Genomic DNA, 20061 nt, shown 5'->3' on the forward strand with positions numbered 1-20061 from the left:
AACGGGTTATTCTGAAAGGACTCCAGTCACCGCGACTCCCTGGTTCCGGGTTGACGACATTAATTTTTTCCACGGCCGCAGAACGGGAGTTGAAAGAACAACCTCCCCAACTTTTGCACGGTCTCGTCGACGTTTGCCGTTGCGACACGGCGGCAACCCACGTAGGAGCCCAACTTTCGAAAGAACGGCTTCGCGTCGACGCGACGTTCGCCGCGGGCTCGGCTTGCGGCAGTACTGCGGGCGAAGGTAGCCGATCGGCGGAACAGGCAATTCGAAGCGGAGAACCGGCAGCCGCGAGGACAATTCGCTGCCCCCGCCCATAGCGCGACGAGCGCCTGACAAGGCCTGCTTGGGCAGAAAGTATCCCGGGCCGGCAAAGTGCGCTTCAGTGGTGCACTGCAGCAACTGGTGCTATAATTTTAGGCAGTGGTTTTTCTTGTGCTCTATTTCAACCGGCCCGCTCCTGTCGGCAGGCCGCGTCTCTTGCTCGCTGCGATCCTACAACGGGTGGCCGCCTGCCTCCGTGAACGTGTGCGCCTCGCCGGCCGCCGTGCGCTGGCTGCCGGGTCTCGCTTTCGCGGGCAAACCTGTCCAAGGAGAATGTATGGCAACTTTTGATCGGGAAGATTCCGGACCGGAAACAGCCGCATCCGCACCGAATGTTTCGGCTCGGCGCGCATCGAAGGCCAGGGCCGCCGCAGCCGTGCTACCGATGGACGCAGTGTCCACGGTGTTGCAGGACGAAGAGCGGCAGCGTCAGATGCGCGCGCTCATCCAGTTAGGAAAAGAGCGCGGCTACCTGACTCACGCCGAAATCAATGATCACCTGCCGGACAACTTCGCGCAGACCGTTGCCATCGAGACCATTGTCAGCACCTTCAATGACATGGGCGTAGCGGTCTACGAACAGGCGCCCGACGCGGAGACGTTATTCCTGAACGACGCCGCGCCGGCAGCCGTGTCGGACGACCAGGCCGACGAGGAAGCGGAAGTCGCGCTTTCCACCGTCGATTCTGAATTCGGGCGCACGACCGATCCCGTGCGTATGTACATGCGTGAAATGGGCGCGACCGGATTGTTGACTCGCGCGGGCGAGGTTGAGATTGCGAAGCGCATCGAAGATGGTCTTCACGAAATGATCCAGGCGATTGCCGCCTGCCCGGCGACTGTCTCCACGATCCTTTCGAGTGTAGAGCAGATCGGGACCGGTGAACTGCGCATCGACGAGCTGGTCGACGGTCTCAATGAAGACATTCCAGCGGCCGAGCTGTCAGTGTCGGACCCGGCTGAGACACCGGATGTTGACGCGGATACCGCCGATGGCGACGACGAGCAGGGAGATGAGGACAGTGAGATCGGGGAGGGGGATTCGGCGAAGGCGAACGAGGCGCGTCTGAAACAGCTCACGAGCGACAGTCTCGCGATATTTGCGCGAGTGCGCGAGTTGTTCGATCAGATCCCGCATGCCGACGCCGCGCAAGGCAAGGGCCACGCAAGCTTCGCACGCGTGTGTGAAGCGATCCGACGCGAGATGGCGCCCATCCGCTTCACGGCGCGAACCATCGACCGGCTGTGCGCCGACGTGCAGCGACAGGTCGCACAGGTGCGAGCGGTCGAGCGGCGCATTTTACAGATTGCCGTTGACCGGTGCGGGATGCCGCGCGAGAAGTTCGTTGAGTCGTTTCCGGGGCACGAAACCGATCTCGGGTGGACCGAAAGGATGGCGGCGGGGTCGCGTCAGTACGGCGCCGCGCTCGGACGCAGTCTGCCTGCGATCCAGGCCGAACAGCAGAAGCTGATCGATATCGAAGCGAACGTGGTACTGCCGCTGCAACAGCTGAAGAAGATCAACCGGCAGATGATGGCGGCTGAGTCGAAAATGCGGGAAGCGAAGCGCGCGATGATTGAGGCCAACCTGCGCCTGGTGATCTCCATCGCGAAAAAGTACGTGAACCGCGGCATGCATTTTCTGGATCTGATTCAGGAAGGCAATATCGGCTTGATGAAGGCCGTCGACAAATTCGAATATCGACGCGGCTGGAAGTTTTCGACCTATGCAACGTGGTGGGTGCGGCAAGCCGTCACGCGTTCGCTTGCCGATCAGGCGCGCACGATTCGCGTGCCCGTGCATATGATCGAGTCAATTAACAAGCTCAACCGGATCTCGCGCGAGATCCTGCAGCAGACCGGACGCGAGGCTGATCCTGCGGCGCTTGCGCAGCGCATGGAACTGCCGGAAGAGAAGATTCGCGGCATGTTGAAGATCGCCAGACAACCGGTGTCGCTCGAGACGCCCGTGGGGGAGGACGCCGACGCGACGCTTGGCGATATGATCGAAGATCCAATGGCGGCATCGCCCGCGGACGCGGCCGTGCATGCGAACCTGCGCGCCGCGATCGATGAGGCGCTCGATGCGCTGTCGCCCCGTGAAGCGAAGGTGCTACGGATGCGTTTTGGAATCGATACCACGTCCGACCATACGCTTGAGGAACTCGGTAAACAATTTGACCTGACGCGCGAACGGATCCGGCAGATCGAAAGCAAGGCGATGCGAAAACTGATGCACCCGGGTCGAGCCGGCAAGCTACGGCAATTTCTCGACCATTGAGCCACGGGCCGGGGCCGTCGGCGCGTTGCGCTGTCATTAAGGACGGGATCCGCAGTCGACCGTCGATCAGGAACAGGACGATTCCTGGCGCGCACCGGGGCCGGGTTACCTCGATGCGCTTCATGCGTCATTGCACAATGGGTCGTGGCACGCTACCGACTCACAACAGGACGGCCTGCTGCAAAAGTTCCAGCGCCTTCAGTTCGTCCAGTCGACCCGTGCGTGCCTTACCTGCCAGCGTCTTGATCAAGGCTTCCGCGATCGGTTCGATACCGTGAAGATTATCCAGGCTGGTCACGGAAGCGAAGGAGAGCAGCGCCGGACTGCGCTGCGGTGGTGCGGCGGCCGGGAGCGACTCAGGGGTTGCGGGTGTCGCTGCCGGGAGTTCGCTATCACTTTCTTCTGGCGAGCCACCCGCAGGCTCGTCGGGGGCAGCACTGACATGACCCTGTGGGCTGACGACGATCGTTTCTTTCGCTCCGGCGACATCCGCCGAAACAGGAGAGAAGCTGTCCGCACCGGTCCGGCCCGCCGCCCGCACGCGCCCAGTGTGCGCCTTCACTTCTGCGGGGTTCACTGGCACGCCATCCTTCGTCGCGGCCGCGAGCGGCTCATGCTGTTCAACGGATGCACGACCGCGCGAAGCAGGCGTAAGCAGACGCGACACCGACTCTGGAATGTCAGCTTCGGAGCGCGGCGTGTCCAGCCAGCCAGTTGGCAAACCCAGTCGCTCGGTGAAGCGGTTGGCTTCGACATCGTCCATGCGTTTCTTGCCATATAGCCGATGGGCCATGTTGGATCCGCTCATCGCCATGACTACACCAAGTTTTGCTTTCGATCCGTTGCGACCCGTGAGAATGTGGAGGTTAGCGCGTCGAATGTTCTCTACCGCGGCCCTGTCGTCTAATGCCAGCGCTTGCTGTTGGGTTGTTCCAGGAGATGTCCTGCGTTTCGAGGGCAATCCTTTTCGCGGCGCATGAGCGGTATGCGGTTCGGCCATCTGGCTTCGACTATTCCTGACAGCTCTGGGCGACCCGCCAGTTGCTTTCTTCGGCATTTGCGCTTCCTCGGACAAACTATCTTTAAGAAATGACTGCTGGCCGCCGTTCAGGGCGGAAGCGGGCATGGGTGTTTCCGACACTGCTTCCGGTTCGTCGTCTGTTTGAACGAAGTCGAGCGGTGATTTCAGGCGGGCAATGGTTTCGGCCGCGAGCGCAGGATTGGGCTGGTCAAAGAAACCGTGAGGCAACCCAAGCGTGGTTTCCATGTGAAAGGCGGTCTCAGGCGTGAACCTCTCGCCCCTCGTCAGTTCGGCCACTCGCGCCATGTTCGATCCAAGTCCCAGGGCGATATTCTCTGCACCCACCCTATCGATCAGGAACTGGAACGATCGGGTTTTGAAAATGGAGGCAGTCTGGGCGGAGTCTCGAGCAGGTGCATTCACGTACGGTTGTCTCTGCCGGTTGGACTGAGATTTCTTCACGTGACGAGGTTGGCGCTGGCCGCTGTCCCGAGATCCCGCATCTCGTCCGCGGGGTTGACTCATAAAGTAGGGCTCCATGCGATCATTGGTGTTCCGACTTTTGAATTATAAAGGAGGCCATATTGGCATTTGCTGCGTCAGCTCTGCTGGGCGGAAATGTACGCGTGAGCCGAAGCCCCAGCGCGATACCGCGTCAGCGTTCGCATATGGGCCAGTTTGCTCACGCCGCAAGGATCGCGTCGAACTGTCCCGGAAGAACACGGGCCTCTGCCGGTTTACGACCCCGGCCGAGTGTGCAGGTATCGTTGCAGCGTGCATACCGCACACCTTGAGGTCCTGGATGGCCTGGAGACTGTGGAAAACCGGGAAGCGGCAAGACGAGACGCGGAGCTCGCCCAGCGATGCACATCCGTCGATAAAGCAACTTCTGGGCATGTACCTGGGCGGCGGTTCAGCACCGTTCGCAGGGTGGGCCGCCCCTGGCATCACATTCATGCCCGACGTCGAGCCAGTCCTCCGAAACGGCGTTCGAGGATATCAGCTTGCCCTCTGGTTCTGGCTCTTTGCCGAGAAGCACGGCACTATCGCGGCACACATGGCCCGTGAGTCCCCTTCGGCCTGCTCGCTGAGGCAGCGGAGCCGTCGTCCGGCGACAAATCGATGCGCTCCTCGACCTCCAAAACCGCCTCGCGCATTCATCGTCCGGTGCCAAAGAGCATCGTCTATCAAAGCGGGTAAGCCTGTCATTAGGTTCGTAGCAACGCAACAGCAATAACCATGGCGTAACGGCGGCAGCAACAGGGATTCAGCGCGGTTGATGCCACCGGCTTTGTTGTCACCGCCTGCAACTATCGGTATATCAAGAATGGAACTTTGGATTCAAGTCTGCTCGTGGTGCGCCGACCATTGCGTGAAATCGGCCACTGAGCCTTTGCATCAGGAACTGACGCTAAATCGCGTTGGGGCGGTGAAGGATGCGACCAGAAGAGCACTGCACCCGCGGCCGGTGCGGCTGTTATCGAACGCAGGGAGCTTTAACGCATGTCAGGCCCAAACTCGTACGATAGCGGGTGGGCCACCGTTTACATTTCCACCCACCCATCAATGCTGGCATATGACGACAAGGGTGTACATCGCAGCGAAGTCGGTTTTGGGAGTGCCAACCGGCCGAGTGCAATTTGTGGCGCTGCTGTCGACCGGTGACTGGGTGTATCGGTCGCGAAAGAACCTTGAAATATCGTTGTTAGCGACTATGCTCCGAAGAGCAATGCGCGGAGAGTAGCACCAATTGCCAGTTTGAGTCCTGGCCGCGCATGTGTGCACTTCAATAGAAGAAGCATCTGGTTGTTCGAGCAATCGAACACTTGCGCTGGCTCGCTTACTGCCCAGACCAACCGCATTGATTTTCTAACGGGCATGCATTACGGCCTTGTGAGCAGACTCATCTGTCAGAAATTGATGACGTGTTTGGCGTGTTTTATTGAACATTTGTGTGGCTGTCTGCGCACAATTCTCCATTTTTACACCGCGTTAGGCGAAGTATTGGACGCAGAGTCAATATCGATTAAACATCGCTTCACGCCTGCTCGCGCTCGCCACTTGCGCGATGGAATTCATTGAATTTCTACAGGGTGGCGAGCTCGAGGTTCGGCTGACAGCCCCCGACGATTCACTTTCCCGTCGGCGGGTTCGTCACGGGCGCTTTTGTGGGCCACTGGCATCGCTAACGCCCGTGGGTAAGCTACGTCTCTTTCTGTCCAACGCATGTCTATCTCTTTCATGACAATTAAATACACCATATCAAATGGAGGCATAAATGATTGCATGTTCTCTCATTTCATCGCACCGCGCTCCGCAGAAAGAACGTAGGTCCGCTTGGAGAGTCAGGCTGCGTTCCATTCTCCTGTGCACCATGATTGCGCTAACTACGTGGTCGGTTAGCCAGACGCCGAAGGCGCAAGAATTGTTCGTTGACGACGCCGGGGACAATACTGTTAAACGCTTTGACGCGTCGAACGGCGCCTATCTCGGTACTTTCGTCCCTCCCAGTAGTGCCGGGCTGACCGGACCTGCCGGAATTATTTTTAGTGAAGGTCAGCTCTTTGTCGTTAATCAGAAGAGCTAGCGTCAAGACTAATGGAATGGACGCCCCCACCCGAAACCGGCATCGATGTGCCAAAGTGGAAGTGTCAAAGCCACCACCTGAACGAGGGGAGGGTTCTGTCGCACTAAGAAAAGTGCGTTGAACAATGGCCAGCATGCTGAGGACTACTTATACCGCCAACGAGTAGAACTGCTCCGCGGGAGTCTGTCCGATACCACAGTCTTTCATCTGCCCTTTGGCGATCATATGCATAAGTTCAATGCCGCTTAACAAGATGCGCGCACAACGAAATATCTTGAATCCCAACATGGGTCGGGTACGGCGCTTTATCGCCCGATGGTCTTGTTCCACGATGTTGTTGAGATACTTGACCTGGCGGATCTTGATAGGCGTCTCACGCTCGGCGTTCACGGCGTGCAGCCCGGCCAGATTGGCACCACTCTTGTCGATGGTTACGGTTTCGGGCACGCCATTCTGATCGATGGCCTTCTCGAAGTACCGTCGGGCCGCTTCCTTGTCCCGCCTGGCTCGCAGCAGGAAGTCAACCGTGTTGCCGGCCTTGTCGACGGCGCGGTACAGATAGGTCCATTGCCCCTTGACTTTGATGTAGGTCTCGTCGACACGCCAGCTCTTGCCGACCGGGCGCTTGCAGCGGCGGAACGCCTTTTCAAGCACCGGCAGAAGCTTGATGGCCCACCGGTGAACGGTCGAATAATCGACCGCGATCCCGCGTTCGGCCATCATCTCTTCGAGATTGCGCAAGCTCAGCGGGTAGGCCACGTACCAACGCACGCACACCAACATGATCTCAATCGGATAGTGCAACCGTTTCACCACCTTGGCTACCGCCGGACTGAGCGCTTTCATTGTCGTTCACATCGTTCTGTAAGGTCCCCCCAGCATACCAGCCGCCGCTATTGCGACGGAACCCTCCGACGTCTATGCGCAGCAACGCTTTCGGACTGTCACCATCGGGCGTTGGCCGTGCTGTTTCACGCCTCGAGAAGCAGGTAGGCGTGCGGCTGCTTGACCGTACGACGCGCTCGCAGACGCTGACCGACGAAGGGCGGCGTTTATATGACGCGGTTGGCCCGCATCTGACAGGCATCGAAGAGGCAGCTTGGGCGGCGTCGGGTTCAGCGAACGTTGTGCAAGGAAAGCTTCGTGTTAGCTTCGACCCGTTCTTTTCAAGGACGGTGCTCGCGTCAAGATTGCCGGACTTTTTGGCACACCGTCCTGACCTTTCGCTCGAACCCATCATGCGCGACGACGTTGGCGACCTCGTGCAGATGGATTTGACCTCGCGGTGCGATGGTCGAGCGATTTCGTCTTCTTCATCACGTCATCTTAGCTGACCAACGCGCTAACGTGACAACGCCCCGCACACGGCACGAGCCTGTTCATTTCATCGAGAAACACCTCGCGTCGCGTAGGTTTGCGCCGCGCTCCGAATCCCGAGCATTGATCGACCGCCATCGCCAGTGTCAGTTGCTTCATCGTTTTTGCTTTTACCGTTGCATGTCCACGCTATAACGCATGACAGCCATGAGTAGTGGACTTGATCAAAATTACCTTAAATAATGGAGTCTACTTACGAATACGTATAAACAATAAGAGTTAGTGTTCTTAGCTTGTAAGTCCAGCGAGTTCGGTGATAAGGGGAAGCTGATTGTAGAAGGCGTGCAGGTTTTCTCGCACCAGGGCCGCCATTGAGCCCCGGGTTTCAGCGGTTGCACTCGAACGGTGCGGTTGCAACACGACGTTGTCGAGTGTGGCGAAGCCGGGGTCGATCGAAGGCTCGTTCCAGAATACGTCGAGGGCGGCACCACCGATACGCCGCTCACGCAGGTATTGCAACAGCACGGGTTCATCGACGATGCTGCCGCGCGCGATATTGACTAGCAGGCCCGCGGGGCCCAGTGCGTCAAGAAGGCGCGCGCCCACGAGTGACCGGTTAGCCGGGTGCGCGGCGGCACAAATAATCAGGAAGTCGACCTCGGCAGCGAGCGCGACCGGGTCGTCAAAGTATTGGTACTGAAGATCGTCGAAATGGGCGCGATCATGATAGGCAATCACCATATCGAATGCGGCGGCGCGCCTGGCAACCGCACGTCCGACGCGTCCCATCCCGAGCACCCCGAGCCGTTTGCCGAACACGCGCGTAGCGAGCGGCATAGTGGCTCGCTCCCAGTCACCGCGACGGACATAGGCGTCCCCGGCGGGCAGATGACGTGCTAGCGCAAGTAAGAGGCCGACGCCCATGTCGGCGACATCACCCGTCAGTACGTCGGGCGTGTTGGTGACACGAATGCCCTTGCTACGGGCGAGCGGCAGATCGATCGCGTCGACCCCGACCCCGTAGCATGCGATCAGCCCGAGGTTCGGCAATGCTTCAATCAAGCGCGCGTTGGCGCCGGCTTCGCCGTTCGTCGCGACCGCACGGATCTGCTGCGCGACATCGGCGATCAGCGCGTCAGGATCGGGCGAGTCGGACAGCACATGCAACGTGTAATGTTTCGCGAGTTCGCGCATGTCTTCATTCGGATATCGATGAACGACTAACAGATCTGGCTTTCGCACGTTGTCTCCTGACGCTGGATTGGTACCGATAACATAGCATTTGTCCGAACAATCGTCTATAGCCGTATGAAGACGGTTCGCGTGCGTGGGAACTGGTGAGAATCATCTCGGAGGCGGACGCGCCGAATCCGACGGTGGTGCATCGATGCCGACCTGCCGATCGGCCCGGTAGTCGACAAAATGGCAGTTGCTTCGTCAAGTTGCGGCGAGTTCTTCAGAGCAACTCTTATGCTCGTCACGACACGCCAATTCAACTTTGTCGGCCACAAGAGGTGTCCATCGTCGGCATATCGGCAATTGACGGTGCGCTGTGGGAGTTGCTCGGTAAAGCATCGGGCCTGCCCATTTATCGTTTGCTGGGTGGACATCATCAGACGGTGCCGGCATATCACAGCGGCGGCTTGTGGCTGTCCAGTTCGGCCGATGATCTGACGAGAGAGGCGCAGGACTCGGTCGGTCAGGGTTTTCAGGCCATGAAAATGCGTCTGGGTAGCGCTACCTTCAGTGAGGATGCGGCCTGGGTCCGAGCCGTGCGCGAAGCGATTAGGCCGAAGGTGAAACTGATGGCAGATGCGAATCAAGGTATGACGGTCCCGACAGTGCCATCCGCCTTGGTCGCATGGAGGAATTTCAGCTTGCGTGCTTTGAAGAGCCGCTTCCAGCCAACGATCTGGAGGGTGTGGCGCGTGTCGCTGCAGCATTGGATACGCCGATTGCAAGCGGAGAAACCTAATACACCCGGTATGGTTTCCGGCAGATGCTCGAATTGAAATCGGCCGATATCCTGATGCCAGACCTGCAGCGCTATCGAGTCACCTGTTCAGTGAGATGAGTGTGCAGGTACTGGCTAGTCTGGCCAATACGATATATCTCGAGTATATGCCGTGGTCTTCGAATCTTTACAACGAGACAATTGAATTCAAAAATGGCAACGCGGTGGTTCCCGAGCGTCCGGGTTGGGGCTTTACGTTTGATAAGACAATATTAGGTCGCTTCAACAGTGTTGATCGCCAGCGTCGCCGTTCGTTGCGACCGCACGGATCTGCTGCGCGACATCGGCGATCAGCGGGTCAGAGTCGGGCAAGTCGGACAGGACAGGCAGCGTGTAATGTTTTGCGAGTTCGGCCATGTCTTCATTGGAATACCGATGAACGACTAACAGATCTGGCTTGCACACGTTGCCTCCTGATGCTAGATTATTCTCATATGGTACCGGTACCATATGAGCAAGAACAATGGTCTGTAGCCATCTGATAGTGGTCGCAAGCCCGTCATTCGAAAGGAATCAGCCTTGACTTCTATTGATAGTCGACTCGGAAACATTGCGTTTGCGCCATCCGTTGCTTTTCTTGGTATCGGCCTGATGGGTGAGAGGCAGGCGCGCAGGTTGCTGCAGGCGGGCTATCCCGTGACTGTCTGGAACCGTACCGCGCAAAAAGCCGCCGTACTCGCCGGGGATGGGGCGCGCGTCGCTGAAACGCCGCAACAGGCAGTGGAAGAGGCGGACTTCGTCATCACGATGCTGGAAGGCGGCGCGATCGTCGGGCAGGTGCTGTTCGAACAGGGTACCGCCGAGTCCTTGCGCGCCGGCGCGACCGTGATCGACATGAGTTCGATTCGTCACGATGAAGCGTGTGAGCATGCGGGCAAACTCGCGGCACGCGGCGTGTTTTATCTCGATGCGCCGGTGTCGGGCGGTACACACGGAGCCGAGCAGGGTACGCTCGCCATCATGTGCGGCGGAGACGTAGACGTATTCGAGCGGGCGCGCACCCTTCTTTCGTGCATGGGTCGGCCAACGCGAGTCGGGGCGCATGGGGCGGGACAACTTGCGAAGCTCGCGAATCAGATCATTGTTGGGGCTACCATCGGTGCGGTTGCGGAAGCGCTACTCTTCGCGCGACGGGGCGGGGCCGATCCGGCGAGCGTGATTGCCGCGCTCACCGGTGGTTTTGCAGATAGCCAGATTCTGCGGGTGCACGGGGCTCGGATGGTAGACGGAGACTATACGACGCGCGGCCGGTCCGAGACGCACCTGAAAGATCTCAACAACGCCATCAGCACCGCGCATAACAGCGGAAGTCCCACGCCGTACGCACAACTCACCGCAGAACTCCTGGCCGCGCTGATTCGCCGCGAAGGCGATCTTGACCACTCTGCGCTGATGCGCGAATTCGAGCATCGCGCGGCGAATGCCGACGCCTGACGCGCATTGCGTCGTGCCCGGCGCGCCCCACGTCCGGATAGGGCGATCAGAGCCCGCCGAGCTATCAGCGTTTCACCTGCCTTTGCCAACGGCGTCACCTAAAGCAGTCAGATCGCGACCTCGCGTTTCCGTTGACAGCATCGTGCCGATCAAAGTCAGGACAGCGAGCGTCGCCATATAAACGCCCATCACCCAGAACTGGCCCCCGGACAGACCAACCAGATAGAGTCCGAGCAATGGTGCGAGGCCGCCGGCCAGCAGCGCGCCGATTTCGCGCGACAACGCGACGCCCGAATAGCGGTATCGGTTGCCGAACAATTCGGCGAAGTGCGCGCACTGGGAGCCGAGCATGCTGTTGGCGCCGATCGCAAAACCGCCGACGAGCGCAATGGTGACCCACAGAGGTTGACCGGTGCTGATCATCCACCACGCAGGGATCGCCCAGAGTACCGAGAAAAGCGCGCCGAGCTTATAGACCAACAGACGACCGACGCGATCGGTGAGTGCGCCGAAGAGCGGCGTGGTGAATATGCTCAGCAGGCTGGCGATCAGCACGGCACGCGTACCGACTTCGCCCAGCATCGCTCTTGGCAGATGCTGCTGGGCAGTGACGAAACCTGACAGATAGGCGATCGCCACTGCAGTATAGATCGTCGAGCCGCCCGTTTCAGCCAGCCGCATGAGCGCGGTAGCGATCAACGGGCGGCGGCCTGTTTTGAGCATGAGCCGCATCGGCGCATGGATGACCTCGTGATTTGCCTCGAGCTGCTCGAATACCGGGCTTTCCTTGAGCCGCAGACGAATCCAGACGGCCATGCCGATCAGCACGATGCTGCCGAGAAACGGCAGCCGCCAGCCCCAGGCGAGCATCTCCGACTCGCTTAGCGTCGACTGCAAGACATGAAAGGTGAACGTGGCCAGCGTGAGGCCCGCGAAAATGCCGATGAACGGCAGCGCGGCGTAGAAGCCGCGCTGCTTGACCGGCGCCATTTCCGCCATCAGCGTGGCGGCGCCGGTCTGTTCCGCGCCGGCGCCGAAACCTTGCAGCAGGCGCAGCACGACGAGCAGCACGGCACCGATCGCGCCGGTTGGGAGTGCGCCGATCAGTGTCGTCGCAAAGCCCATCAGCGCGACGGTGGCGAGCAGCACGAATTTGCGCCCTTTGCGATCGCCGAGCGATCCGAAAAACAGACCGCCGAGCGGACGCGCAAGAAAGCCGGCGCCGAAGGTCGCGAAGCTCGCCAACAGGCCTGCCGTCGTACCGAGACTCGGAAAGAAGACCCGGTTGAACACCAAAGCGGAAGCGAGCCCGTACATCGCAAAATCGTAGTATTCCAAAGCACTGCCGATCGCACCGGTGAAAATGGCCCGTCGCAGTTGCTCGGCCGTTGTCGTCTTCTGGCCGGAATGGGAAACGGTCTGCGAAGATAGGCCGGTTTTCAATGCCTGCTCTGAACTCATTATGTCTCCTGTGCCTAGCGCACATTGGGGGTGGTGGCGCTCGGGGCGGCGCCATGTTCTCTGCTCGATACTTCGTCGCCAAACGGCACGGCCGCAGCGCGTGACAGCCCGCTCAAGGAACTGGTACCGGTAACATAAATGACGTTAGCACGTGGCGAATTGGCTGCGCAAGACGAGCTGTGCAGGGGTTTTCCCGTAGGCGCGTGAATAGGCAGATTTCGGCAGGTCGCAAACAGTTGGAAATGCGGTGCGCGGATCGCCTGACGACAGGCGCGGTTGCGGTTGCAGGCGCGGACCTGGAACGCCGACCGGATGCCTGGCGCAGCCCGGTCTCATATGGCTTCCATGACTTTCCACGCACTTGCAATGAGCGATACGATGGCCTCCCGATACCCTGTGCCGCGCGCATGTCCGATGTCGCCCGGCATGCCGGCGTTTCGAAAATGACGGTATCGCGCGTGCTGGCCGGCGGCAGTATGTCGATGGCGACACGCGAACGGTTGAAGAAGGCAATCGACGAACTGGGTTATGTGGCCGATGCGGCAGCGGGGGCGTTGTCATCGGGGCGCTCGGAGTTCGTCGCCGTGCTGGTGCCCTCGCTGTCGAGTTCAAACTTGTTCGATACCGTGCGCGGGCTGAACGCGGCGCTTGCGCCTCGCGGTCTGCAACTCCTGCTGGGCGATACCGATTATCGTCTCGAGCAGGAGGAGCGTCTCGTGCGCTCAATGTTGCGTCAACAGCCCCGATGCGTTGCATTGACCCGAGGCCACCATACGGAAGCGACTCGCGTGCTGCTGGAACGTGCCGGCATCCCGGTCGTCGAGATGTGGGACCTGCCGGGGCAACCCGATCGATCGTGGCGTGGGATTCTCAAACGTCAAGGCTGCGCGGGCAATGGCGCGCCACCTCCATGAGCGCGGCTACCGGCGTATCGGCTTCGGCGCAGCCGTGTTCGACGTCATCGAGCAATCGCCCGCGAGGCTTCGTGAAGTTGAGTGTAGAGCGTCAACTACAAGGTCCGGCCGCTTTCGACGTTCAGCTCGAAGATCGTCGAGTGATGCACCAGGCGATCGATGGCAGCCACCGTGATCGCCGATACCGCTGACGGCGTTCCCAAAGCGTGTCCCCGCGCCGCTAGACGACGCCGAACGTTCCATCGTTTCACAGGTCAAGCGCCTGAGTTCGGGATCGCCGCCGTGGAGCGCGTTTGACGCCGGCAAGGCGATACCGTTGGTTGAACAGCTCGCGATCGGGCTTGCAGACAGCCAGAAGCAGGCGATCCGTCTGGCCCTGTCGTCAAAGCTGCCGGTGATCACTGCCCGCCCTGGTTTTGGTAAGACGACACTTGTCAATTCGATATTGACGATCCTGCGCGCCAAGCAGGTCAGCACTGTTGTGTGCGCCAACCGGGACGGGCGGCCAAGCGACTGTCGGAATCGACCGGACTTGAGGCGAAGACCATTCACCGGTTCCTCGAGGTCGATCCGATGAATGGACAGTTCAAGCGTAATGAGGAGTCGCCGCTGGAATGTGACCTGCTGGTGGCCGATGAGTGTTCGACGGTCGACGTGCCGTTGGCAAGCCAGTTGCTCAAGGCCGTGGCGTCCACCACGGTTGATTTCGTCGGCGACGTGGGTCAACTGCCGTCGGTTGGGCCCGGGCAGGTTCTCGCGGCTTTGATCGAATCGGGCGCAGTGCCGGTCCTCGTGCGCCTGGCCGAGGTGTTCCGGCAGGCCAATGCTTCGCGCATTGTTCGCAGCGCCCAACAGATCAAATCAGGGGCTGTTCCCGTCCCTGTCGGGAAAAGGCGAAGAGTCGGATTTCTATTTTGTGCCGGCCGATGAGCCCGATGCAATCGCCCAGACCGTCGTCAGCCTGGTCAAGATCCGGCTACCCAGAAAATTCCAGCAGGATCCGGTGCGCAATATTCAGGTTCTATGTCCGATGAACCGTAGTCTCACCGGCGCTCGGAGCGGATGCCCAAGCAGTAGCCCACGATGAGCATGCGGATCATGAGTTCTGGATCAATCGAAAGTCGGCCAATCGGACTGTAGAAAGGCGCGACATGCTTACGAAGATTGCGGAGATCGAGAGCCCGATCGATGCCTCTCAGCAGGTGATCGCGAGGCACGTGATTATCGAAGTTGAACAGGTAGAAAAGCTTGTCCTACCCGATATCCAGTTGACACATCATGAGCGATTCGCTCCGCGTCTATCGATATCAGAAGGATACCTAACGACCAACGCAAAGACGACTTTTTCAGCGGCATCGGTCGATCAGCGGCATTCGAAACGCCTGCTAGGACGCCTAGTGAGGGACCTTTTTCGGGCGAACCCACATCCCCCAAGGGCTATGGCATTCACGGCAATCTCGTCAAACAGTCGTGGGGGTTACTTTCAATGAGGTGATTGGGGATGAATGTGCGCATTCCTAGCCAGCATGCCGGGATGCTGCCCGCGCTGGAACCGGCTCAACGGACTGATGTAGACACGCGTTCTATCTAGGTAATTACCCTTATATATTGCGCTGTTTTGGCGGGCTCTAATAAACGTATCTTGACGACAAAATACATATCTAACGCCGTGCGGTGTGTGACACGATGTTAATCGATAGAAGAAAGAGGAAAACTTGGCTAAGAAAATTCTTGTCTCATTGGGTATCCACGTCGACGCCGTGGCGGGCTGGCTCGGCTCCTACGGTGGTGAAGACTCGCCCGACGACATCTCGCGGGGGATGTTCGCGGGAGAGGTCGGTTCGATGCGTCTACTGAAGCTGTTCGAGCGTGAGAATCTGAAGACCAGTTGGTTCATCCCGGGGCACTCGATCGAAACCTTCCCGGAACAGATGAAGGCAGTCGCGGCGGCCGGCCACGAGATCGGCATGCACGGGTACAGCCACGAGAACCCCATCGCGATGACGCCGGAGCAGGAAGAGGCCGTGCTCGACCGCAGTATCGAACTCATCACGGAGTTATCGGGCCGACGGCCGACGGGCTACGTGGCGCCCTGGTGGGAATTCAGTCCCGTGTCGAACGAGTTGCTGATAAAGAAGGGCATCAAGTACGACCACAGCCTGATGCATAAAGACTTTCACCCGTACTACGTTCGCGTCGGCGACACGTGGACCAAGATCGACTACAGCAAGCACCCCAGCACCTGGATGAAGCCGCTGGTGCGCGGGCAGGAAACCAGTCTGGTCGAGATCCCGGCGAGCTGGTACCTCGACGACCTGCCGCCGATGATGTTCGTCAAGAAGTCGCCGAACAGCCATGGCTTCGTTAATCCGCGCGACATCGAGCAGATGTGGCGTGATCAGTTCGACTGGGTCTATCGCGAATACGACTATGCAGTGTTCCCGGTCACGATCCATCCGGACGTCGCCGGTCGTCCGCAGGTGCTGTTGATGCTTGAGCGCCTGATCGACCACTTCCGCGCGCACGACGGCGTGCGCTTTTGTACCTGTGACGAGATGGCCGACGACTTCCTGGCGAACAATCCGCGCGGCTGACCTGGCTTCGGGGTAGCGCTCGCGCGCATCGCCGCTGAATGCAACTATCTGCATTTTGGAGATCACCAATGAGCACAGGCTAGCAGCCTTTGAATGAACGAGTCGCCGGGACGGTATCGACGGCGGCCCCGCGTACCCGTTGGCTCCAGTTCGGCCTCGATGGAAAGGTGATCGACAAAGGCCCAGGTCGTATCACTGATCGCCTCCACGAGGCGCGCTGGAAGCTGGGCGCGCACGGCCCACCACTCGTAACACCCGCTACATGTTGGCCGGGCATGAGCGATAGAGCTTGATTCCTACGGGACTTCTCATTGCAATGAGCTACAAGCGCTTAGACAGAGCGAAGACAAATATAGTTAATTTAATTAATAGGGGTAACAAATGAACGTGCGAAATCTTTTCCCGCTTACCGTCTTCGCTTTCGCCGCGCTTGGTGCGGCAACAGGCGCGGTCGCTGAGGACGAAACCGTAGTGAAAATCGGACACGTCGCTCCGCTAACAGGCGCCGCGGCACACGTGGGCAAGGATCTGGAAAATGGCGCCCGCCTCGCCGTAGAAGAGATCAATCAGGCAGGACTTTTCATCAATGGTCACAAGGTAAACCTGCAACTCGACTCTCAGGATGACGCTGGTGACCCGCGAATAGGTACGCAGGCTGCGCAGCGACTCATCGATGACAAGGTCGTCGCGGTGGTCGGGCACCTCAATTCCGGGGTGAACATCCCTGCTTCCAGACTTTACAACGACGCTGGTATTACGAACATCACGCCCGCAGCGTCAAACCCGCTTTTAACCATGCAAGGGTTCAAGACGGAATTTCGTCTGGTTGCAACGGATGCTGACCAGGGACCGGCTCTTGCCAAGTTCGCGGCATCAAATCTCCGCCTGAAATCCGTGGCGGTCGTTGACGACGCGACAGCCTATGGTGAAGGCCTGACCAGAGAGTTTGAAAAAAGCGCGAAGTCACAAGGCTTCGCAGTGACGTCCCACGAGGTCACTAATGACAAGGCTGTAGATTTTCGAGGGATTCTTACGAAAATCAAAGCCGACCGTCCCGAATTGATCATGTTCGGCGGAATGGATGCTACGGGCGGCCCACTGGCTAAGCAGGCCAAACAACTGGCGATGGATTCGAAACTGCTGATGGGCGATGGTGCATGTACGTCGAACCTCGGCTCGCTTGCCGGTCCGGCCGCAGCAAACATCTACTGTTCCGAGGGCGGCGTTGCCTTGTCGGAGATGCCACGTGGGCGCGCTTTCCAGAATGCGTATGAGAAACGCTTCAATGTCCCAATCCAGAGCTACGCGCCGTACAGTTACGATGCGGTTTATGTCATCGTAGATGCAATGAAGCGGGCTCAATCCATCGATCCCTCAAAAATTCTCGCGATGATGCCGTCGACCAACTACCCTGGCGTGACCGGTCAGATTCGCTTCAAGCCCAACGGAGATTTATTGAATACCTCGGTTTCCATCTATCAATACAAGGATGGTCAGAAGACGTTCGTCCAAGCGCTGAAAGACTAATACGCTACTGAAAGCGCACGGTGGTAATCAAGAGGCCCCCGTTCGTTCAGACAGTCGTAAACAGCCGCGGCAAGCGGCAGTAAGACTAACCTTCCGAACAAGTAAAGGAATATACATGGCATCAATTTTGAATAGATACTCCTTGAAGGGTAAGGTGGCGATTGTGGTTGGTGCCGGCGGCGAAATCGGCCGCGCCATCAGCAAGGCTTACGCGCAAGCGGGCGCCGCGGTCGGGTGCCTTGATTTTCATAAGTCGAACGCGGTTACCACGGCTCTCCAAATCACCGAGGCGGGCGGCCAGGCACGCCCTTTCAGAGTAGATGTGACCAAAGAGGACGAGGTCGGCTCGGCGATCGATGCGGTGCATGCCGCATTTGGCGGCGTGCACGTCCTGGTCAACTGCGCGGCCACGTCGGACCCGAGCGGCACGGTACTCGACTACAGCCTGGCGGAGTGGAATCAGGTATTGGCGGTCGATCTGACCGGCTGCTTCCTGGCCAGCAGGGCGGCGATTCCGCACATGATCAAAAGCGGCGGCGGATCGGTGATTCACATTGCATCGCAGTTGGGCGGGGTTGGCCGTGCGGGCCGGGTGGTGTATTGCGCTGTAAAAGGGGCATTGCTCAACATGGCGCGCGCGATGGCTGCCGATCACGCCGCGCAGGGCATCCGCGTCAATACGCTTTCGCCCGGTGCCATCGAAACGGACAGACTGGTGTTCCGGTTCGGGTCGATGCAGCAGGCGCGTCAAGAGTTGGCGCCCGAACATCTGCTGAACCGCCTCGGGCGACCCGATGAAATTGCCAGCGCTGCGGTTTTCCTCGCGAGCGATGCATCGAGTTTCATGACCGGTGCCGATCTGCTGGTAGATGGCGGCTACAACGCCACCTGAAATCATTCACAAGAACGGCCATCGGAAGCGGTATGACGACCGTAGGAGAATGCCGGATCGGTGCGCACTTCCGGCGGCGCGCCAGTCTCATAGTCCGATGCGGTCTGGCCGGCGGCATAGATCGTGTCGCATGCACTCGCATTGAGCACCGTCTACATCGCACTGATCGCGCGTATTTGTGCGGACCAGCGTGCGGCCTGATCTCATGACATTGAGTCGCTGGCAACATGCCAAAGGAGTGGAAGATGACGAACAGGTTGAAAAAATTGGAAAGCTTCAAAGACTTGAAAAAGGTGGGTTTCATCACGCCGTCGTCGAATACCGCACTGGAGCCGTTGACGACGCAAATGACGCATCCGATCAGCGACCGGGTCTCGACTCATTTCAGCCGGGTGCCGGTGAAGACGCTAACGCTCGACACCCGGGACGTCGATCAGTTTCAAACGCAGAGAATGTTGGATGCGGGGACGCTACTGAAGGATGGCGGCCTGGACGCGATACTCTGGGGCGGCACCTCGGGCAGCTGGACCGGCAACGGACTCGGGGCCGATCTGACACTGTGCGAGGAAATCGGCCGGGTGACGGGCGTACCGGCTTCGACCGCGTCGCTGGCGCAGATCGAGGTCTTGAAGCACTACGGTATCAGGCATTTCGGACTGGCGGTTCCGTATGCCGAGGCACCCACCCGCAACATCATCGACGCCTACGGGGCTGAGGGATTGACCGCGGTGAAGTCCGCCCGCCTCGATGAAACCGAAAACACTCGCATCGCCCATGTGCCGTTCGAGCGGATTAAACAATTGCTGCGTGAGGCGGATTCGCCGCAGGCCGAGAGCATCGTCGTCGTCGGCAACAATTTGCCGGCGACCATCGTTGTCGACGAAATGGAAGCGGAATTGGGGAAGCCGATCTTCGACAGCATCGGGGTGACGCTGTGGAAGGCGTTGCAAATGACCGGCATCCGTGTGCCGTTACACGGCTGGGGCAAGCTTCTGCGGGACAATCCGGTGCTCACCGCACTTGAGCAGACGATGGCCACGCTGTTGCAGGCGACCGGTGCGAGCCGGACCACCGTGCGTATCGATATTCCCGCTCACAACTGCCACATGGATACGGTGTGCGCCGAAGCGATGGCGCCGGGCATCGTCCCGTTGAAACTGAATTCTTCGATGAATCAAAGAAGTCTACCGACGGTGAAGTGGTTGGAAGCGAATCGCGATTTGCTGATCCAGAGCGATTGCGCGAACCACGCGGTGAAGCCTCCGAAAGCGTTGACTGCCGTGTACGGCGTCAAGGCGCAGATGCTTGCACCCTTGATGTCGGGGGACGAGCTGATCGGATTCGTATCGCTCCACTACGTGCCTAGCACGCGCGTCTGGAGCGAAGGTGAAATTGCCACGTTGCGAAGCGCAGCGGCGCAAGTCAGCCGTATATTGGAGGAACATGGATGGGCGGGTCAGGTCAGGCAATGATCGCGAAACGAAGTCAATGGTCACTGGCTTGCGAAAAATGCAGTATCTAGCGCAGCCCTTTCCCAATGGGCAGTTGCGCAGCAACAATCTGGCTCATTGTCTTCCGAACAAGGCCATCGCGCGGGTCGCCCGTCTTATTGCAAACAGAGGCCTTCGCAGCTTTAACAAACTATTCATGGGCTTCAAGTCCGACATACTCCTGGAACAAGGGGCAACCACG

The 20061-nt window shown here is 59.1% G+C and carries 13 protein-coding genes and 6 pseudogenes; 11 read left to right on the forward strand and 8 right to left on the reverse strand.

Annotation, left to right across the window (positions count from 1 at the left end):
• Nucleotides 1–712 precede the first annotated feature (712 nt).
• Nucleotides 713–2608, forward strand: a complete 1896-nt coding sequence (gene rpoD / locus OKW44_RS02745) for an RNA polymerase sigma factor RpoD (protein ID WP_018420512.1) — start codon at nt 713–715, stop codon at nt 2606–2608.
• Between the two features lie 160 nt (nt 2609–2768).
• Here rpoD and OKW44_RS02750 read toward each other — a convergent pair whose 3' ends face one another.
• Nucleotides 2769–4154, reverse strand: coding sequence for a hypothetical protein (locus OKW44_RS02750; protein WP_026225808.1), 1386 nt, complete (start codon nt 4152–4154; stop codon nt 2769–2771).
• A gap of 2209 nt (nt 4155–6363) precedes the next feature.
• Nucleotides 6364–7062 (reverse strand): IS6 family transposase, encoded by a 699-nt coding sequence (locus OKW44_RS02755; RefSeq protein WP_018420509.1) that lies wholly within the window; start codon nt 7060–7062, stop codon nt 6364–6366.
• A 74-nt stretch (nt 7063–7136) separates the two neighbouring features.
• On the opposite strand from OKW44_RS02755, the pseudogene OKW44_RS02760 reads away from it, so the two are divergent.
• Nucleotides 7137–7211, forward strand: a pseudogene (locus OKW44_RS02760) (hypothetical protein); the annotation flags it as partial.
• Nucleotides 7212–7550: a LysR family transcriptional regulator gene (locus tag OKW44_RS02765; protein ID WP_429409449.1), complete on the forward strand. Its 339-nt coding sequence runs from the start codon at nt 7212–7214 to the stop codon at nt 7548–7550. It abuts the pseudogene before it with no gap.
• A gap of 10 nt (nt 7551–7560) precedes the next feature.
• Here OKW44_RS02765 and OKW44_RS02770 read toward each other — a convergent pair.
• Both OKW44_RS02770 and OKW44_RS02775 read right to left on the reverse strand, forming a co-directional pair.
• Nucleotides 7561–7692, reverse strand: a pseudogene (locus OKW44_RS02770) (IS5/IS1182 family transposase); the annotation flags it as partial.
• A 129-nt stretch (nt 7693–7821) separates the two neighbouring features.
• Nucleotides 7822–8775 (reverse strand): 2-hydroxyacid dehydrogenase, encoded by a 954-nt coding sequence (locus OKW44_RS02775; RefSeq protein WP_026225807.1) that lies wholly within the window; start codon nt 8773–8775, stop codon nt 7822–7824.
• A 272-nt stretch (nt 8776–9047) separates the two neighbouring features.
• On the opposite strand from OKW44_RS02775, the gene OKW44_RS02780 reads away from it, so the two are divergent.
• Complete coding sequence (locus OKW44_RS02780) at nt 9048–9545, forward strand: enolase C-terminal domain-like protein (RefSeq protein WP_026225806.1); 498 nt, start codon at nt 9048–9050, stop codon at nt 9543–9545.
• Nucleotides 9546–9769: 224 nt separating this feature from the next.
• Here OKW44_RS02780 and OKW44_RS02785 read toward each other — a convergent pair whose 3' ends face one another.
• The gene (locus OKW44_RS02785) at nt 9770–9904 is read right to left on the reverse strand and encodes a hypothetical protein (protein ID WP_018420507.1); all 135 of its coding nucleotides are present in this window, start codon (nt 9902–9904) and stop codon (nt 9770–9772) included.
• 162 nt (nt 9905–10066) lie between these two features.
• On the opposite strand from OKW44_RS02785, the gene OKW44_RS02790 reads away from it, so the two are divergent.
• Nucleotides 10067–10981 carry an NAD(P)-dependent oxidoreductase gene (locus tag OKW44_RS02790; protein ID WP_239499087.1) on the forward strand — a complete coding sequence of 305 codons (915 nt, stop codon included), beginning with the start codon at nt 10067–10069 and terminating at the stop codon, nt 10979–10981.
• 72 nt (nt 10982–11053) lie between these two features.
• On the opposite strand, the gene OKW44_RS02795 is transcribed toward OKW44_RS02790, so the two are convergent.
• A complete protein-coding gene (locus OKW44_RS02795) occupies nt 11054–12442 on the reverse strand; it encodes an MFS transporter (RefSeq protein WP_018420505.1) in 1389 nt (462 codons plus the stop codon).
• 407 nt (nt 12443–12849) lie between these two features.
• Here OKW44_RS02795 and OKW44_RS02800 point away from each other — a divergent pair.
• Nucleotides 12850–13399 (forward strand): annotated as a pseudogene (locus OKW44_RS02800) (LacI family DNA-binding transcriptional regulator); the annotation flags it as partial.
• 61 nt (nt 13400–13460) lie between these two features.
• On the opposite strand, the pseudogene OKW44_RS02805 reads toward OKW44_RS02800, so the two are convergent.
• Nucleotides 13461–13535 (reverse strand): annotated as a pseudogene (locus OKW44_RS02805) (ATP-binding protein); the annotation flags it as partial.
• A 215-nt stretch (nt 13536–13750) separates the two neighbouring features.
• Between OKW44_RS02805 and OKW44_RS02810 the strand changes: the two are divergent.
• Nucleotides 13751–14286 (forward strand): annotated as a pseudogene (locus OKW44_RS02810) (ATP-dependent DNA helicase).
• Between the two features lie 116 nt (nt 14287–14402).
• On the opposite strand, the pseudogene OKW44_RS02815 reads toward OKW44_RS02810, so the two are convergent.
• A pseudogene (locus OKW44_RS02815) lies at nt 14403–14594 on the reverse strand (transposase); the annotation flags it as partial.
• 477 nt (nt 14595–15071) lie between these two features.
• On the opposite strand from OKW44_RS02815, the gene OKW44_RS02820 reads away from it, so the two are divergent.
• The 4 genes from OKW44_RS02820 to OKW44_RS02835 all read left to right on the forward strand — a co-directional run bounded on the left by OKW44_RS02820 (nt 15072) and on the right by OKW44_RS02835 (nt 19841).
• A complete protein-coding gene (locus tag OKW44_RS02820; protein ID WP_026225803.1) occupies nt 15072–15950 on the forward strand; it encodes a polysaccharide deacetylase family protein in 879 nt (292 codons plus the stop codon).
• A gap of 381 nt (nt 15951–16331) precedes the next feature.
• Entirely contained in the window at nt 16332–17477 is a 1146-nt protein-coding gene (locus tag OKW44_RS02825; RefSeq protein ID WP_026225802.1) for a branched-chain amino acid ABC transporter substrate-binding protein, read from the forward strand.
• A gap of 115 nt (nt 17478–17592) precedes the next feature.
• Nucleotides 17593–18369, forward strand: coding sequence for an SDR family NAD(P)-dependent oxidoreductase (locus OKW44_RS02830; RefSeq protein WP_026225801.1), 777 nt, complete (start codon nt 17593–17595; stop codon nt 18367–18369).
• A gap of 245 nt (nt 18370–18614) precedes the next feature.
• Entirely contained in the window at nt 18615–19841 is a 1227-nt protein-coding gene (locus OKW44_RS02835) for an aspartate racemase/maleate isomerase family protein (protein ID WP_018420499.1), read from the forward strand.
• Nucleotides 19842–20061 lie beyond the last annotated feature (220 nt).

The sequence above is a fragment of the Paraburkholderia lebeckiae genome (assembly GCF_050436325.1).
Taxonomy (GTDB): Bacteria; Pseudomonadota; Gammaproteobacteria; order Burkholderiales; family Burkholderiaceae; genus Paraburkholderia; species Paraburkholderia tuberum.

Coding starts and splice junctions, on each gene's coding strand:
- OKW44_RS02825 (WP_026225802.1), top strand. CDS start 16,332: ATGAACGTGCGAAATCTTTTCCCGCTTACCGTCTTCGCTTTCGCCGCG.
- OKW44_RS02835 (WP_018420499.1), top strand. CDS start 18,615: ATGACGAACAGGTTGAAAAAATTGGAAAGCTTCAAAGACTTGAAAAAG.
- OKW44_RS02785 (WP_018420507.1), bottom strand. CDS start 9,904: ATGGCCGAACTCGCAAAACATTACACGCTGCCTGTCCTGTCCGACTTG.
- OKW44_RS02750 (WP_026225808.1), bottom strand. CDS start 4,154: ATGAGTCAACCCCGCGGACGAGATGCGGGATCTCGGGACAGCGGCCAG.
- OKW44_RS02830 (WP_026225801.1), top strand. CDS start 17,593: ATGGCATCAATTTTGAATAGATACTCCTTGAAGGGTAAGGTGGCGATT.
- OKW44_RS02755 (WP_018420509.1), bottom strand. CDS start 7,062: ATGAAAGCGCTCAGTCCGGCGGTAGCCAAGGTGGTGAAACGGTTGCAC.
- rpoD (WP_018420512.1), top strand. CDS start 713: ATGGACGCAGTGTCCACGGTGTTGCAGGACGAAGAGCGGCAGCGTCAG.
- OKW44_RS02795 (WP_018420505.1), bottom strand. CDS start 12,442: ATGAGTTCAGAGCAGGCATTGAAAACCGGCCTATCTTCGCAGACCGTT.